Origin of the sequence: Nonomuraea ferruginea (genome assembly GCF_039540635.1) — a bacterium.
GTDB lineage: Bacteria > Actinomycetota > Actinomycetes > Streptosporangiales > Streptosporangiaceae > Nonomuraea > Nonomuraea ferruginea.
Window position 1 is genome coordinate 20,117 of the sequence record NZ_BAABFD010000010.1, and the last position, 15,394, is coordinate 35,510.

14 protein-coding genes and 2 pseudogenes are annotated in these 15,394 nt (G+C 67.5%); 5 read left to right on the forward strand and 11 right to left on the reverse strand.

What is annotated here, in order from left to right; all coding sequences use genetic code 11:
• From dnaK to ABD999_RS19645, 4 genes are all read right to left on the reverse strand, one after another.
• Window positions 1-1,899: a molecular chaperone DnaK gene (gene dnaK / locus ABD999_RS19630; protein ID WP_271277807.1), complete on the reverse strand. Its 1,899-nt coding sequence runs from the start codon at window positions 1,897-1,899 to the stop codon at window positions 1-3.
• The gene (locus ABD999_RS19635; RefSeq protein ID WP_271277808.1) at window positions 1,884-2,372 is read right to left on the reverse strand and encodes a general stress protein; all 489 of its coding nucleotides are present in this window, start codon (window positions 2,370-2,372) and stop codon (window positions 1,884-1,886) included. Before ABD999_RS19635 ends, dnaK begins: the two co-directional genes overlap by 16 nt.
• Before the next feature lie 19 nt (window positions 2,373-2,391).
• Window positions 2,392-2,841, reverse strand: a complete 450-nt coding sequence (locus tag ABD999_RS19640; protein WP_271277809.1) for an Hsp20/alpha crystallin family protein — start codon at window positions 2,839-2,841, stop codon at window positions 2,392-2,394.
• 100 nt (window positions 2,842-2,941) lie between these two features.
• The gene (locus ABD999_RS19645) at window positions 2,942-5,524 is read right to left on the reverse strand and encodes a LuxR C-terminal-related transcriptional regulator (RefSeq protein WP_271277810.1); all 2,583 of its coding nucleotides are present in this window, start codon (window positions 5,522-5,524) and stop codon (window positions 2,942-2,944) included.
• Between the two features lie 159 nt (window positions 5,525-5,683).
• On the opposite strand from ABD999_RS19645, the gene ABD999_RS19650 reads away from it, so the two are divergent.
• Window positions 5,684-6,112 (forward strand): DUF2267 domain-containing protein, encoded by a 429-nt coding sequence (locus ABD999_RS19650; RefSeq protein WP_148034681.1) that lies wholly within the window; start codon window positions 5,684-5,686, stop codon window positions 6,110-6,112.
• Between the two features lie 3 nt (window positions 6,113-6,115).
• Here ABD999_RS19650 and ABD999_RS19655 read toward each other — a convergent pair whose 3' ends face one another.
• Complete coding sequence (locus ABD999_RS19655) at window positions 6,116-6,439, reverse strand: hypothetical protein (protein ID WP_271277811.1); 324 nt, start codon at window positions 6,437-6,439, stop codon at window positions 6,116-6,118.
• Between the two features lie 929 nt (window positions 6,440-7,368).
• Between ABD999_RS19655 and ligD the strand changes: the two genes are divergently transcribed.
• Window positions 7,369-8,343 carry a non-homologous end-joining DNA ligase gene (gene ligD / locus ABD999_RS19660; RefSeq protein WP_271277812.1) on the forward strand — a complete coding sequence of 325 codons (975 nt, stop codon included), beginning with the start codon at window positions 7,369-7,371 and terminating at the stop codon, window positions 8,341-8,343.
• A 20-nt stretch (window positions 8,344-8,363) separates the two neighbouring features.
• Here ligD and ABD999_RS19665 read toward each other — a convergent pair whose 3' ends face one another.
• Window positions 8,364-8,819 (reverse strand): phosphate-starvation-inducible PsiE family protein, encoded by a 456-nt coding sequence (locus ABD999_RS19665; RefSeq protein WP_271277813.1) that lies wholly within the window; start codon window positions 8,817-8,819, stop codon window positions 8,364-8,366.
• 690 nt (window positions 8,820-9,509) lie between these two features.
• Here ABD999_RS19665 and ABD999_RS19670 point away from each other — a divergent pair.
• On the forward strand, window positions 9,510-9,695 hold the full coding sequence (locus ABD999_RS19670; RefSeq protein ID WP_271277814.1) for a hypothetical protein: 186 nt from the start codon (window positions 9,510-9,512) through the stop codon (window positions 9,693-9,695).
• Here the strand turns inward: ABD999_RS19670 and ABD999_RS43955 are convergent, their stop codons facing one another.
• Complete coding sequence (locus ABD999_RS43955) at window positions 9,696-9,935, reverse strand: hypothetical protein (RefSeq protein WP_378525385.1); 240 nt, start codon at window positions 9,933-9,935, stop codon at window positions 9,696-9,698.
• A gap of 180 nt (window positions 9,936-10,115) precedes the next feature.
• Here ABD999_RS43955 and ABD999_RS43960 point away from each other — a divergent pair, with 180 nt between their 5' ends.
• Window positions 10,116-10,376 (forward strand): transposase, encoded by a 261-nt coding sequence (locus ABD999_RS43960; protein ID WP_378582431.1) that lies wholly within the window; start codon window positions 10,116-10,118, stop codon window positions 10,374-10,376.
• A 483-nt stretch (window positions 10,377-10,859) separates the two neighbouring features.
• On the opposite strand, the pseudogene ABD999_RS19680 reads toward ABD999_RS43960, so the two are convergent.
• A pseudogene (locus ABD999_RS19680) lies at window positions 10,860-11,165 on the reverse strand (transposase family protein); the annotation flags it as partial.
• A 28-nt stretch (window positions 11,166-11,193) separates the two neighbouring features.
• Between ABD999_RS19680 and ABD999_RS19685 the strand changes: the two are divergent.
• A protein-coding gene (locus tag ABD999_RS19685) for an IS3 family transposase (RefSeq protein WP_378525383.1) occupies window positions 11,194-12,410 on the forward strand; the annotation gives its coding sequence in 2 pieces (ribosomal slippage) (window positions 11,194-11,506 and window positions 11,506-12,410; 1,218 coding nt in all).
• Window positions 12,411-12,430: 20 nt separating this feature from the next.
• On the opposite strand, the pseudogene ABD999_RS19690 reads toward ABD999_RS19685, so the two are convergent.
• From ABD999_RS19690 to ABD999_RS19700, 3 genes and pseudogenes are all read right to left on the reverse strand, one after another.
• A pseudogene (locus ABD999_RS19690) lies at window positions 12,431-12,838 on the reverse strand (transposase family protein); the annotation flags it as partial.
• Between the two features lie 279 nt (window positions 12,839-13,117).
• Window positions 13,118-14,509: a group II intron reverse transcriptase/maturase gene (ltrA, locus tag ABD999_RS19695; RefSeq protein ID WP_271277817.1), complete on the reverse strand. Its 1,392-nt coding sequence runs from the start codon at window positions 14,507-14,509 to the stop codon at window positions 13,118-13,120.
• Window positions 14,510-15,074: 565 nt separating this feature from the next.
• A complete protein-coding gene (locus ABD999_RS19700; protein WP_271277818.1) occupies window positions 15,075-15,338 on the reverse strand; it encodes a hypothetical protein in 264 nt (87 codons plus the stop codon).
• Window positions 15,339-15,394: the final 56 nt, after the last annotated feature.

Sequence of the window (15,394 nt, forward strand, 5' to 3'; positions counted from 1 at the left end):
TCAATCGGGCTCCGAGGTGGAGAACTCCGCGTCGATTACGTCGTCGCCGGCGCCCGGGGCGCTTTCCTCCCGAGCCTGGGGAGGCACCCCAGGCGTCTCTGGCCGGCCACCGGCGGCGCCGAGTCCGTGGTACACCTGCTGCAGTTCGCCACTGAGTGACCGCAGCCGGTCGATCGGCACCTCTTCCTTGATCGCTTGGCGGGCCTCCTCGATGAGCTGCTCCGCACGTGCCTTCTCGTGCACGGGTACGGTGTCCCCGAGCTCCTGTAGCCGGCGCTCCACCTGGTAGGCGACCGAGTCCAGCTCGTTGCGAGCGTCGATGGTCTCTCGGAGCCTGGTGTCCTCGTCACGGTGCTGCTCGGCGTCCGCCACCATCCGCTCGATCTCCGACTTGTCCAGGTTGGAGCTCTCGCTGATGGTGATCCGCTGCTCGGCCCCGGTGTCCTTGTCCCGGGCGGAAACGTTGAGTATGCCGTTGGCGTCGACGTCGAAGGTGACCTCGATCTGCGGCACCCCTCGTGGCGCGGGCCGGATGTTCTCCAAACGGAAACGCCCGAGCACTCGGTTGTCGGCGGCGCGCTCCCGCTCACCCTGCAGGACCACGATGTCCACGGCGCTCTGGTTGTCCTCCGCCGTAGAGAACGTCTCGGTCCGGCGGGCCGGGATAGTGGTGTTGCGCTCGATGACCTTGGTCATGAGCCCGCCCATCGTCTCGACACCGAGTGAGAGCGGTGTGACGTCGAGCAGCACGACGTCCTGCACCTCGCCCTTGATGATGCTCGCCTGGACCGCCGCTCCGATGGCGACCACCTCGTCCGGGTTCACCGTCATGTTGGGGTCCTTGCCGTCGGTGAGCCTGCGGACGAGGGTCTGGACGGCAGGGATCCGGGTGGATCCGCCGACGAGGATGACCTCGTCGATGTCCGCGGGCCTGAGCTTGGCGTCCTCCATCGCCTGCTCGACGGGATGGATACAGCGTTCGACAAGGTCGGTGGTGATCTTCTCAAAGGTGGACCGCATGAGCGTGGTGTTGAGATGCTTGGGTCCGGAGGCGTCCGCCGTGATGAACGGCAGGCTGACCGTGGTCTGAGTGACCTCGGAGAGCTCGACCTTGGCCTTCTCGGCCGCCTCGAAGAGGCGCTGCAGCGCCTGCGAGTCGTTGCGCAGGTCGATGCCCTGGTCCCGCTGGAACTCGTCGGCCAGGTGGTCGACGATCCTGCGGTCGAAGTCGTCGCCGCCGAGATGCCCGTCGCCGGAGGTGGCGCGGACCTCGACCACGCCTTCGCCGATGTCCAGGATGCTGACGTCGAAGGTGCCACCGCCCAGGTCGAAGACCAGCACGGTCTCGTTGGACTTCTTGTCCAGCCCGTACGCCAGGGCGGCGGCGGTCGGCTCGTTGATGATCCGCAGCACCTCGAGCCCCGCGATGCGCCCCGCGTCCTTGGTCGCCTGGCGCTGGGCGTCGTTGAAGTACGCCGGAACGGTGACGACCGCCTCGGTCACCTTCTCGCCGAGGTACTTCGCCGCGTCGGCGGCCAGCTTACGCAGGACCAGCGCAGAGACCTCCTCCGGCGCATACTGCTTGTCGCCGACCTGGAAGCGCACGGCTCCCTGGGGCCCCTCCACGACGTCGAAGGAGACGGCGTGCTGCTCGCTCTGGATCTCGTCGTAGCGTCGGCCGATGAAGCGTTTGGCGGAATAGATCGTTCCTTTCGGGTTGAGGATGGCCTGGCGGCGGGCCAGCTGGCCGACCAGCCGTTCGCCCTGATCGGTGAACGCCACCACGGACGGCGTCGTCCGGGAGCCTTCAGCGTTGGGTATCACCGTGGGGTGACCGTCCACCGTGGCGGCGATCACCGAGTTCGTGGTACCGAGATCGATGCCTACTGCTTTCGCCATTGCTCGTTCGCCTTCCGGAGAAGCTCTTGGGCCCTGGCCGCGTGCTCGGAGTCGACGAGGACCTCGTACTTGTCGGCCACTAGGCCGGTCTCGGAGATGAAGTCCCTTCGGCCGCCGTGTGCCGCGTGCGCGATCAGGCCGAAGATCGCCCCGGCGACCGCGCCGCCCAGCAGTCCCCACAGGACCAGGGCGACCATGGACGCGGCCGTCGTCGCGAAGATCCCAAAGAACAGGCCGATGAGGAGGCCGAACCAGGCTCCGCTCAGCGCGCCCCAGCCGGCCGCGCGGAGGTACGTCATCCGTGCGACGACGTGCTCCACTGAGCGCAGCCCCACGCCCACGATCAATGTCCCATGCACGGGGAAGCCGTGATCCGACAGGTAGTCGACGGTCTTCTGCGCCTCCTGGTACGTGTGGTAAGTGGCGAGCCGTTCCCTGTGGGCCGTGATGGAACCGGTCGGCGCGACGGTCACGGCTGCTCCTTTCCCCGCCTCAGGCGGTCACCTCGATGTGCCGGGGCTTGGCAGCCGCCGCCTTCGGAACGGTGATGGTGAGCACGCCGTCGGACAGGCGCGCCTCGACCCGTTCTGCGTCGACCTCCCCCGGGAGCAGCGTGCGCAGCTCAAACCTGCCGGTCCTGCGCGTCTTGCGGTGCCGCCGCTGACTCTCGTGCTCCTCGATCTGCCCGGTGACGATCAGTTCGCGCTCGGAGAGCTGAACGTCTATCTCGTCCTTCTTCACGCCGGGGACGTCGACCTCCACGACATACGAGTCCTCGGTCTCCGAGATGTCAGCCGTGGGAGTCCACACGCCTGTGGACCTCTCTTCGGCGAACTCTCCCAGGGCTGCATTCATCAGCTGCCCCAGCCGGTCGTAGACGTCCTCGAACTCGCGTATCGGGTATGTCTCGCCGCCCCTGCGGCGCATTGCCAGCAGTGCCATCGGTCCCTCCTGGGATGGAGGTTCGGGTTCGGTATTTACAGTTCTGACTCTTGTCGGCGCGCTGGGCGGTCGCATCCCCAACTCGTGTAGTTTCGGCGGCTCAGTTTTCGCTCTCATCGTGCGACCGGTCGGGGCCGACCCGTTCCTGCGCCACCGCGAGGCGTGTGAGCTCGACGCGGGAGCCGATGTTCAGCTTGCGGTAGACGTGCCGCAGATGGAACGCGACTGTATGGACGCTGAGGAACATCTGCTCGGCGATCTGCCGGTTGGTATGTCCGTCGACGGCGAGCAGGGCGACGGCATCCTCGGTTTCCGTGAGGCTGTCCCAGCCGGAAGCGGGCCGCGGAGTGTTGTGCCAGTGGCGGCGGCGCACTCCCATGCCGCGCAGCTTCCGGCGGATGCGTGCCGCATCCCTGGTGGACCCGATGTCATGGTAGATCGCCAAGGCTCGATCCAAACTGGTGATCGCCTCCTGCTGCTCCCCGACGGCCTTCAGCAGCACGCCAAGATCCTCCTCGGCCGAGGCCCGCGCCCATATGTCCTCGATCTGCTCGGCAGCGCGGGTGAGGGCCTCGCGATCGCCGTCGAGCAGGCCCCGGGCGTGCGCGGCGGACGCGGCCAACATCGGAAATCCCAAGCTGGCTTGGCTGAGGGACTCCGCCATGGTGACGATGGACTCGGCCGTTGCACGGTCTCCCGCGCCCATGGCGACCCGGACCATCCACGCGCTCACCGTCGGATCCATGGCGAGCAGCGAAGACGGCTGCTGCAGCGGGCCGCAGAGACTCGTGAGCAAGGCCATCGCGCTCCGAGGGCCGTCGCGCGCCTCGGTGACTTGGGCTGCCAGCAGCGCGTGCCGCGCACGCGCTTCGCTCGATCCCTCTGCGGGGGCCGCGACACGTCGCGTCGCTTCTCGCAGGTCGCCCCGTCGGAGAGCGACGGCGGCGAGCATGCCGCTGGCCACCTCGGCTGCCAGCGGGATGTTGTGAACGGCGGCGAGGCTCAGGGCTCTCCTCCCTTCGGTGATCGCACCGTCGAACCGGCCCGCGGCGAACTCGGCGCGAGCCTCCAATGCCGCGACGTCCGCTACCCAGGCCAGATGGTCATGAGCGAGCATGTCCGTGCGTGCCTGCTGGAGCATTGCCCGCGCCTCGTCGAGGCGGCGCACATCGATGAGCATCGCCGCGATGGTGAGACAGGCCTCGTAGCGGCGTTCGTCCGGCCGGTCCTCGCTGGCCAGCCGCCAGGCGTCCTCGGCCAGTGCAACGGCGTTGGAGAGCCTGCCCTCGTCCCGCTCGATCGTGGCGAGGGCGGTCAGCGCGGCCACCATGACGGTTGGACCGTGCCCGGATTCGCCGTCGATGATCTCCTCCGCGTACGCCCGTACGTACTCGTCTTGCAGGCGTGTCATGGCGTACAGCCTCACGACGACCGCGCGGTCACGCACGTGATGCCAGCGGGCCGGGAGGGCCAGCACGCTGTCGGCCTCGTGGATCGCCTCGTCGCCTCTGCCGGTCCGGTACATGATGTCCGAGAGCAGGCATCGTAGTTCCGCCACGTTCTGTGCGGAGCGATTGCCGGCGAGACGTTCCTGGACCATGTTCTCGGCCTCCTCCAGCCGCCCATCGGCGACCGCCGCGTGGACGGCAGCGGCCGAAGCGGTGAAAGGGGCGCCCGCCGGTTCGAGGTCTGTGAGAGCGCCGGACTGGCTCAGCAGTGCATCCCGTATTGGCGGAGGAACCCATGTGGCGGTGGCGGTCCCGATCAGCTCGTAGCGGAAGGCGAGCCCACGCCCCGTGACGTCGAGAATGCCCGCCGCCGTGGCTTCCTCGATGGCGGAGAGCAAGCCGGCCGGTGTGGTGCCGAGCAGCGACGCGGCCTGCTCGATCGGTAGCGGCCCACCGAGCACGGCGACCGTCTCCATCAGGCTTCTGGCCTCCCCGCCCAGGGCATCGGTCCAGCGTCGCACCACCGTTCGCAGCCGGGCGGGCAAATGGGCACGTGACATGGCACCACAGGACGCGTCGAGGCGGCCTTCGACGCGCAGGCCGGCAAGCAACTCGGTGATCAGCAGAGGATTGCCCCCGGCACCGGCCACCAGCGCACGCGTCGTCGGATCGGGCGGCCTCCCGAGCATGTCCGCTGCCAGCTCCGCGACGGCTTCCGGCGAGAGCGGCGCGAGCGTCACCCGCGCGGCGCCGTTCCGCTCCAGGAGGCCGAACAGACAGGCGGCCCGGGCGTCGTTCCCGGCGGTCGAGCCGCTCAGCAGCCAGCCGACGGGCTGGGTCGTCAGCCGGTCGTGTAGGAGACGGACGGTCCGCAGCGTCGCAGGTTCGGCCCGGTGCAGGTCGTCGAACACGGCCAGCACCGGCGCTCCGGCCCGCTCTAGGAAGCCCTTCGTCAGGCGGTCCAGCAGGTGCGCCGGTGAGCCGACGGACTCTGCCTCGAACGGGAGGTCGAGGGCTTCCAGCAGGAAGCCGCACGAAACGAGTTCGCCGAGCTCCTCCACGCTGCCGCGGATCACGCCGATGCCGTGGTGGGGAGCGGCATCGGCGGCTTCGTTCAGCAGCCTGCTCTTGCCCACCCCGGGTTCACCGTCTACGAGTAGCGTGCCGGTCCCGCCTTGTTCCAGCGTACGAAATAGCCCCTCGACCTGGCTCCATTCCCGTTCGCGTCCCCGCATCTCGTCCCCCCAATCGAGCACTTTCCGGCGCCGGAGCAGCGAATCCCATGCCTGCCGAGATCTTTTGTGCTCGGTGCACTACATGTCCTGGGGATGTGGATCGGGGGCGGCTGGAGCCAGGGTTGTAGTGCCGTAAGAGAACGCGAAGGGGTGGACGAGATGGCGGAGACCGGTTATGCGCCGTTCAACCGGACGGTGGACAAGACGAACCGGGTCCTGCGGGAGATCGAAGAGGCGCACGGTTGGTCTGCTGAGCACCGGAACCGATCCTACGCCGCCCTCCGGGCGGTGCTTCACGCGCTGCGCGACCGGCTGTCCGTCGAGGAGAGCGCGCACCTCGCCGCCCAGTTGCCGCTGCTGATCCGCGGTCTCTATTACGACGGCTGGCGCCCGGGCGCGGTTCCGGTGAAGCTCAACCGCGAGAAGTTCCTCGACCGTGTGTCGAGCGGGGTGGACTTCGAAGTCCAGGAGAGTACGGAAGATCTCGTCAAGACGGTGTTGCAGGCGCTCAGGAAGCACATTTCCGACGGCGAATGGGAGGACGTGAAATCCAGCATGCCGAAGGACCTGGCTTCGGTGCTGCCCTAGCGGTCAGGTCTTTCGCCGTCGGCGCAGGGCGCGGATGAGCCGGAGCGGGAGGAGTCCCACCAGAGGAGTCCGCCTGCCGAGATCGTCTCGGTCCTCTTTATCGAAGGCCTCGGCGTAGCGGCGGCCATCCTCGGCGGAGGCGTACCATTTGGCGCTGCGATCGGGTTCTTCATCGGAGCGGCGGCCATGGCCACCGGCGGCATTGCCGTGTTGCTGTTCGGCGTCCAGGCAGAGCAGCAGTCGCTGGAGAACATCGCCCGCCCGCTGACGGCAGAGAAAGAAGAGATGGAGCCCGCCGAACGCGAGTCCCTGCTCCGGGCCGAGCACGAGTATGGCCTGAGCATGGAGGGCAGGCGCGAGGCGGCGGAGCGCAGGGAGCGGGCCCGCCTGCGCAGCGAACGCCGAAGGACGTTGGAGAGCGCAGGAGCCCCACGCTTTCGCCCAGGTCCCGGGACCAGGCTGTACTCGCCAGGCGCGATCGGCATCAGTGGGACGGCCAGCCGGTACGCCGCCATCGCCGGGGAAACCCTCGATCGGGAGATCGACGAGGTGGCTCACGCGCTGGAGCATCACGCACGGCCCTGCGGATCGCGACACCCTCGCCAAACGCGTCCACGGCCGCACGTGGGGACCGGGCCGCTTCCGCACCGCCCTGCGCCACCCGGCTTCGCGCAACCGTGTCGTTCTCCAAGACCGCTCCAAGCGCGCCTGCCGTTACAGCCATCGAAGCCGCCATCCACAACAGCTGCAGTAGTCGGCCAGGCCGACGGCATGGTCCAGCTCCCGGTGGTGAGGGCGAGGGAGGCGAGGAACACGATCGCGAACTGGGCCGCGTAGAAGGTGAACATGCCCATGACCACTGTGAACGGTGGGGAGGTTGAACAGTGCCGCCTGTTCGCGTGCCTCCTGCCTGCTCCCATGGCCGGGCACCTGCTCCCACAGTCGATGCACGAAGGTCAGGACCCCGTGGCCGTGAAGTGCGTACGACCCTCCTCCTCAGCGATGCACTGATCCTGCCGCAAGCCGATGCGCCATATCCAGGCCAGGACGAGGCTCTAGGCGACGATCCAAGAGACCGGTACGGACAACTCGGCGGCACCCGCGATCCCGACAGCCATGTCCACCACAACCCCCGACACGACCGAGGTCGACAACCGCCGCTAGGAGAGGAGCCGTCGTTCGGGGCGCTCCCAGTGAGCCCTCGTCTGAACCACGATGTCACAGGAGCGCGTTCCGCACTTGGGTATGACCTCCTCATGGGGGACCTTCCGGAGTACTCGCCGATGTTGGCGCGGCTTGGGCGGCTGCCGCCGTCAGCAGAGGACCGGCTGTTCGGCTACGAGATGAAGTGGGACGGTGCACGGACGGTCGGCTACGTGGACGGCGCCGCACTCCGGCTGTTCTCACGCAACGGCCTCGACGTCACAGCCGCCTATCCGGAGCTCGGACCGCTCCCGACCGCCGTCCGCGGCCGCGCGGTGCTCGACGGGGAGATCGTCGCACTCGACCACCGGGGCGTGCCGAGCTTCACCGCGCTACAACCGCGTATCCACCAGCGGGATCCGAGTAGAGTCGCGGCATTGGCTCGGTCGACGCCGGTCTCCTATCTGATCTTCGATGTCCTGCACGTGGACGACTTCTCCACCATCGACCTGCCGTACGCGGAACGCAGAGAACTGCTTTCAACGACCGTGGCGGCAGGAGAACGCTGGAGCGTCCCGCCCCACAGCGTCGGCGACGGGGCCGCGGCGTTCCGGCGGAGCCGCGAACGCCTGCTGGAAGGCGTGGTCGCCAAGCGGCTGGCATCGACTTACGAGCCGGGACGGCGCAGCCGCCACTGGGTGAAGGTGAAGAACTTCCGCACCCAGGAGGTGATCGTGGGAGGGTGGAGACCAGGCGAGGGCAGACGCGCCGACATGATCGGATCGCTGCTCCTGGGCGTGTACGACGACTCGGGACGGCTGATCTACGTGGGGAATGTAGGCACGGGCTTCACGGACGCTATGCTGCGGGATCTCGCGGCCCGACTGGCGCCGTACGAGCGGCCGGACAGCCCGTTCGACGAGGAGCTGCCGCGCCCGCACGAGCGCGACGCGCGATGGGTCGCTCCCGTCCTGGTGGGCGAGGTGCAGTACACGGAGTGGACTGCAGACGGCCGTCTGCGGCATCCGAGCTGGCGCGGCCTGCGCCCGGACAAGCGGCCGGACCAGGTACGGAAGGAGGAGGACTGACGGCGAGGATCGGTCAGTCCTCATCCGGAAGCGCTGGAGTCGCGGCGCGCGCCCGACGGCGGACGGGTGGGCCGCCGCTGCGACCATCGTGCCAGCGCCAGCGCCGCGACCAGCATGAAGGCGCTCGCCGTGTAGATGACAAGCTCTGTGAGCTGCTGGCGGCTCTCTGCCGGGTTCACAGGGATAGTCAGCCGGACGACCACTGACAGGATGTGCCGGATGATCGCGATGGTGCCGACGATGATGAACGGTTCCAGATGCAGGCGGCCGCCCGCGAGGTGGGTCTGCACCGTCACGAAGATCTCCAGCACGATCAGCACGAGGAGCAGCTCTTCCAGGATGACGATGATTCTCTCAGCCCCAGACGCCCCTCCTTGAACGACCGTGAGGGTCATCAGGGCGAGAATGCCGACGCCCAGAGCCAGCAGCGCGAACGACACCAGATAGAGGATCCAGTGCTCGGCAGCGGCCAGCATGGCCAGCAGCCTGCTGTTGCCTGGCTTGTGGGCGACCTCGTGTGCCACGGCCTCGGCCGGAGATGGAGGTCCGGGCGCACCTGATCTGTCCGTTGGATTGTTCATGAGCTGTACCTGGGATCGTGCTGGGTGTGTTGCGACCGTGGTCCAGGGTGGCCCATACCCTCGGTTTGGCACGCGTGAATCTCCCGGTCTGGTGCGGTGCCGTCCATCATCTGCCCAGCTCAGGTACCCGCACTCATAGCTGATCGCGGCTCGAGACGTTCAAAGGTGAGGACTACATGGCCTGGCCTGGGCATGAGCTGGTAGGCGGTCGTTGCGGTGCTACCTCCTATGTATGAGGTATCCCTGTGGTGGTGGTCTGACCGCTGAACAACGGTTACGCCGGGAGCAGGGTCACGTCCACGGACGTGATGAGGTGCCTAGCAGATTCCGGACAGTCGGCTACATAAGCTGACAGAAGTCTGGAAGAGTCGAGGCACCCATTCCGCGTAGCGTGCCCCGATTTACCGGACACATCCACAGGAGGTTAAGGCCGGGAGGTGGTGTTGGACTATGGTCCGCAATATGCGCCCGATGCCGTCGGCCGATATGGTCAGTTTGATTTCTTTTCTTGCCGTTTTGTTGATCTTCTTTAGCATTGACGTGCGGTCGAGGGAGTCAGAGGCCGCAGACCCGTGGCATGCGCGCATGTTCGACTGGACCTCCCGGTCCGGCGGGATCTGCACCGCCCTGGCCCTGGCGCTGGGCTGGGTCGACCTCTTCCTGCCGGACGAGAACAGCCCGGTCCATGTGGCGTTCGTGGTGATCCCGGGGTCCGTGGCGGTGCTGTGCGCGATCGTCCTGGGGCTGGAGATGCTCTGGCAGCGGCGATAATCACCAGGATGATTCGCCGGTAGCCCGGCCCTCCCCGCCCGCGGAGCCGCCCTCCGCCAGCACATCCAAGTCAGCTCCCCCGATCATCGCGCGCAGCCAGGACAGCTCGTCGATCGCAGTTTCACCGACATTGCGCACCGAATGGATGTGTCGGTGCTGCCGACGTTGCCGATCGAGCCACCACGTGGCGATCATCCGGGCCGTAAGCGTCTGGATGGCCCGGAAGGTCCTGTCGGGCATCCTGTTCATGCTCTACACCGGCATTGCCTGAAAGTTCCTGCCGCAAGAGCTTGGCTTCGGTTCGGGGATGACCTGCTGGCGCAGGTTGCGCGACTGGCATCAGGCCGGGCTGTGGGACCGGCTGCACCAGGTCCTGCTCGCCGAGTTGCACGCCGCCGGTAGCTCGGCTGGTCCAAGGTGGTGATCGACAGTTCCCATGTCCGGGCGCTCAAGGGTGGCCCAAACCCGGTCCGAGCCCGGTCGACCGTACCAAGCCGGGCTCGAAACACTACGCCATTGCGGAGAAGTGGCATTCTCGTGGCCGTCTCCCTGACCGGCGGCAACCGCAACGACGTCACCCAGCTCATGCCTTTGATCAAGGCCATCCCGCCGATTCGCGGCCGGGTCCGCCGACCACGGAAGCGGCCGGACTGTCTGTACGCCGACCGTGGGTATGAATGACCACGACAAGTACCGCCGCCTGGTCTGGCGCACCGGCATCAAGCCCATCATCGCCCGGCGCGGCACCCCTCACGGCTCCGGCCTGGCATCCAACGGTGGATGGGCGAGCGGACGATTGCGCTGCTGCACTGGTTCCGCCGTCTGCGCATCCGCTGGGAGTCCGCGACGACCTCCACGAAGCCTTCATGACCTTCGCCGCCGCCATCATCTGCTGGCGACCGCTTACGAGAAGCTGATAGCAGGTCAGTAAGTGGGCCCAACCGCCGACAGGTCCCCAACGGCGTCGGCGTAGTAGGCCGAGTCGGCCAGGTGGAACGCGATCTGCCGGAATGTCCAACCCTCACCGGGCGACCGATCGAGCTGCTCTGGAGTGAGCGCGGTCAGCCTGTCGGCCCAGATCCGGCCGAGCCGGGCGAGCCGGCTCCTGGCCTCATCCAGGTCTTGGCCGGTGAAGGGCGCCAGATCGGCAGGAGTGAGCCTTTTTCATCCTGAGTAGCGGCCTTCTTCGATGAGCTGCAGGACGAGGATGGCCTGCACGATCGTGGTGGCGCGGTGCGGGCAACAGCGCAGCCGGGTCAAGACCTTCCAGGTCTTCAAAGTGGCGACGGCGCGTTCCCCGCAAGCACGGATGCGAGCGTGTGCGCGGTTGACCGAGCGCTGATGGCGCGACAGCGGCGGCCGCAGCCGATGGCCTTTGAACGGCGTGCGGATGCTGCCGCCCGCGCCTTGATAGCCCTTGTCGGCGAAGGGAACCTCCCCCCGAGGTGTGGACACCTTGAGTACCGGATGATGGAGATCCGGAGACAAGGAGTTCCACGTGGCGATGAAGTCGTATCCGCCGGAGTTCAAGGCGGACGCCGTCGCGTTGTATCTGTCCGATCCGGACCGGACGCTGGCCTCGGTGGCCGAGGACCTGGGGATCAGCCGGGAGACGCTGCGTAACTGGGTGCGTCAGGCGCAGGCGGACGGCACCGCGGGCGCGAAGGAGCGAGGCCCGGTGAGGAAGCCGGCGCATGGCCCGCTATCGTCCGACGACGTGCTGGAAGAGGAGAACAAGCAGCTCAAAGCCCGCATCCGGGAGCTGGAGCTGGAGCGCGACATTCTGCGCAGGGCGGCCAAATATTTCGCGGGAGAGACCAACTGGTGAGCCGCTTCCAGTTCGTTGACGACCATCGGGGCGCCTTCGGCGTCAAGCGGCTGTGCCGGGTGCTGAAGGTGTCCCGCTCGGGCTTCTACCGGTGGCGCAAGGCGGCCCCGGCCCGGGCGGAGCGGGCCGCGGCCGACGCTGCGCTCGCCGAGGAGATCCGGCACATCCACGGGGAGTTCGACGGCACCTACGGCAGTCCGCGCGTCACCGCCGAGCTGCGCGCCCAAGGTCGCAGGGTCAACCACAAGCGGGTGGCGCGGGTGATGCGCCGCTTCGGCATCGTCGGGCTGCACCTGCGCAAGAAGGTGCGCACCACGGTGCCGGAACCCTCGCATCAGAAGGTGCCCGACCTCATCGGGCGGGACTTCACCGCGCCGGCTCCGAACCGGCGTTACGTCGGTGACATCACCTATCTGCCCGTCGGCGAGGGCCGGTTCCTCTACTTGGCCACCGTGCTGGACCTGGGCTCCCGCCGGCTGGCGGGCTGGTCGATCGCTGATCATATGCGCACCGGGCTGGTGAGTGACGCGCTGCGGGCCGCGGCCGCGACGCGGGGCAGCCTGGACGGTGCGATTTTTCATGCCGATCATGGGGCGCAGTACACCTCGGCCGAGTTCGCCGAGGTCTGTGCCGAACTCGGCGTGCGTCAGTCCATGGGAGCGGTCGGCTCGAGCGCCGACAACGCCGCGGCGGAGGCGTTCAACGCCACCCTGAAACGCGAGACCCTCCAGGGCGCCACGCGCTGGTCCTCACCGCGTGAGGCTCGCCTGGCCGTGTTCAGGTGGATCACCCGCTACAACACCCGCAGGAGACATTCCACCATCGGCTACCTCAGCCCGATCGACTACGAGCAGCAGACCATCGATAGGGTGCAGCTCGCCGCATAACGACCGGTGTCCACACTTCGGGGCGAGCCCCCGACCTGAACGTTGACGCCGTGGCGTCGGTGTTTACCGGAGTAGTACGGGCGTTCGTCGGCCAGCCGGTCGATCGGGATCAGGGTGCCATCGAGGATGGTGTAGGCCAGTCGGCCGGCGCGTAAGACGGCGGTGTGGACGTCGTCGGCGAGCGTGGCGAGCAGGTCGGCTGTCTCGCGGACGTAGCGCCAGGCGGTGCTGGTGCCGATGGCGAAGCCGGCGGCCAGACGGGCGTAGGTGTCGCCGTTTCGCAGGTGGGCGAGTACGAGCAGGGCTTGCCGGGATGGGTCCAGTCGTCGCCACCGGCAGCGGCGCGCAGCCCGCTGAGCGCGGATCAGTGCCGCCAGGCGGGTCAGGGTGTGATTGGACAGCGGGATCGCGGCGCGGTATGACAGCAACGAGGCTCTCCGGTAGAGGCATCGGATCTTGGTCGACTGCTGTCTTACCGGGAGCCTCTTCTCATGCCAACCCGTGCTGGCGCCATCCCTGCTGACCAGCGCGATCAGGTTGTAGGGTCGGGAGCTGGCGCGGTGGCGTTGCCTGGCGGTAGGGCTCGGGGCCTGTCTTCCGCCGGTTTCCCGGTCGGCTGTGCTCTCCCCGATGACCATGGCCAGGTTCGTGACTCCGTTTCCAACTCCCGCCCGTCGAACCGTGCATGCGGTTCTCCCGCACACGGCTCACCGACGTCGTTCACCGGCGGCATTCGGTCTGTCCCGCCAGGGCTTGCCCGCCCTGGGCGCGACGACGATTCCATACAAGCTGATCAATCCGAGATCGGCAGGGCGGGCGCGGGTCAGCACCCACCAGCCAAAAGCCATGCTGCGGCGGTGGCGTCTTCGGATGAAGTGCGCCAGCCGCCACTGGGCGTATCGTCTGATCTTGCTGAGGCGCTGGCCGGAGTGTCCGTAACGGAAGTATCCGGCCCAGCCGCGCAGGAAGCCATTGAGGTCCTGCACGATCGCCTCCGGCGGCAGCAGCATCCAGCGCCGGGCGGTGATCTCCCGGATCCGGTCGCGGGCATGCCGCATCGCCCTGTCCGCGGGCCAGCGAGCCAGGAACACCACCCGTGGTTTGCCCCGATCGCCCCGCGAGCGCACCAGCCGATGGTGAAAGCCCAGAAAGTCGAAGCCATCACCACCGACTTTCAGGTGCACGATGCGGGTCTTGGCCGCCTTCGGCTCCAGGCCGAGCCCGGCCAGCAGTTCCACCAGACAGGCCAGCGCTCGTTCGGCTTGACTGCGCGACCAGCACATCACCACCAGGTCGTCGGCGAAGCGCACTGGCACGCCATCCGCCTGGTCCCAGGCTCGGTCGAGCCGGTGCAGGTAGATGTTGCACAGCAGCGGCGAGATCACGCCGCCCTGTGGTGTCCCGGTGACCTCGCGCCGCACCTGCCCATCGGCGTCCAGCACCCCGCTGCGCAGCACCTGCCGCAGCAGGGACAGCACCGACTGGTCGCAGACGCGTTCCTGGATCGCCTGCATCAACTTCTCGTGCGGGATCGCCGAAAAGCAGTTGGCGATGTCCGTTTCGACCACCCAGCGGCGTCCCCGCTGCTGCTCATCGATGAGCACCTGCAACGCGTCGTGAGCCGATCGCCTGGGCCGGAACCCGAAGGAGCAGTCGGCCATGTCGGCCTCGAAGACCGGCTCGAGCACGATCTTCAATGCGGCCTGCACGATGCGGTCACAAACTGCGGGGATCGACAACGGCCGCATCTCGCTGCTGCCCGGCTTCGGGATGAGCACCCGCCGCGCGGGCAGCGGCCGATAGCGCCGCTGCCGCACCTGTTCAGCCAGCTCACCGAGCAGCCGGTCAATGCCGTACTCCTCGACCTCGGCCAGGGTGGTCTTGTCGATGCCCGGCGCGCCCTTGTTCCGGCGCACCGCCACCCACGCGCGCTGCAACACGTCTCTGCGGAAGGCCTTGTCGAACAGCGCGTGGAACCGACGCCCGGGATCGGCCTTGGCCGCCCGGTAGAGCGCATGCTGCAGGGCACGGACCGGATCACGCGGAACTCGTGGCTCCCGTGACCCCTTCGCGGCGGGACTAGCCTGACCGGCACTCACCGGGCCCCTCCCTGTCAGTCGCTGCGCATCGACGAAGCAGCGGCCCTTCCCTCGCCGCCGGTTGTGTTGTCCGGCCGGCTGATAGCGGTACTACGGCCGCCTCCGACGCCCACCCGGCACGACGCCCACTTCCCGAGACCATCGGTTATAGGACGCGACGCTCCGGCAACACGATCATCCGCAGGTTGCCGGGCCGGGGAGGGCCTCCCCAGTTCCCGCCGCCACTATCGATGCGTTCCGCGCCCCATACGCCGGGGAGTCCTTGACGGCTGCTTCCAGGATCTTCACCGCGTCCATGGCCTTCGCCCCGATTTCGAGAGGCTCGGCACTCCCTCGTCCCACCACAGCGGCGGGCTGAGTAACGACGCCGCAGGCTTCGCTTCATGCTACGGACCGCACCATCGCTCCCCCTTACAGGGCTTTTGACGCTGGGCTTCGACCCCGCCCGTTTCCAGACGAAACCGCCAGCCTGCTACCGGGCCTCCTGGCAGCTACCCGGACCGGACTTCCACCGGCAAGCGACGACGAGCTTACGAACAACAAGCTTCACCGCTACGTCACGGCTTCACCTCCTGCTCTGCTGGGCGCACGGAAAAGCCTCAGTTGTGATCATCGACGCATGCCAGCAATCAGGGACTGTAGGGTTGGCGGCCAGCCGCGCTTCCACCTCGGCGAGGTGATCGATGAGGTGATCGGCGACTCGGCGGATTGCCTTGTGCGGGGTGTAGACCCGCTCATCGGCGCGCACCGGACGACCGTCCCACGTTGTCCAGGTCGCCGCCAGCAGCGCCGGTTCGCAATTATCAGTGGTCGGAATCTCATCGGACATCCACGGCCTCCAGCTCAGCGCGTTACACGACCGGACAGGACAACACTCACTGCTCA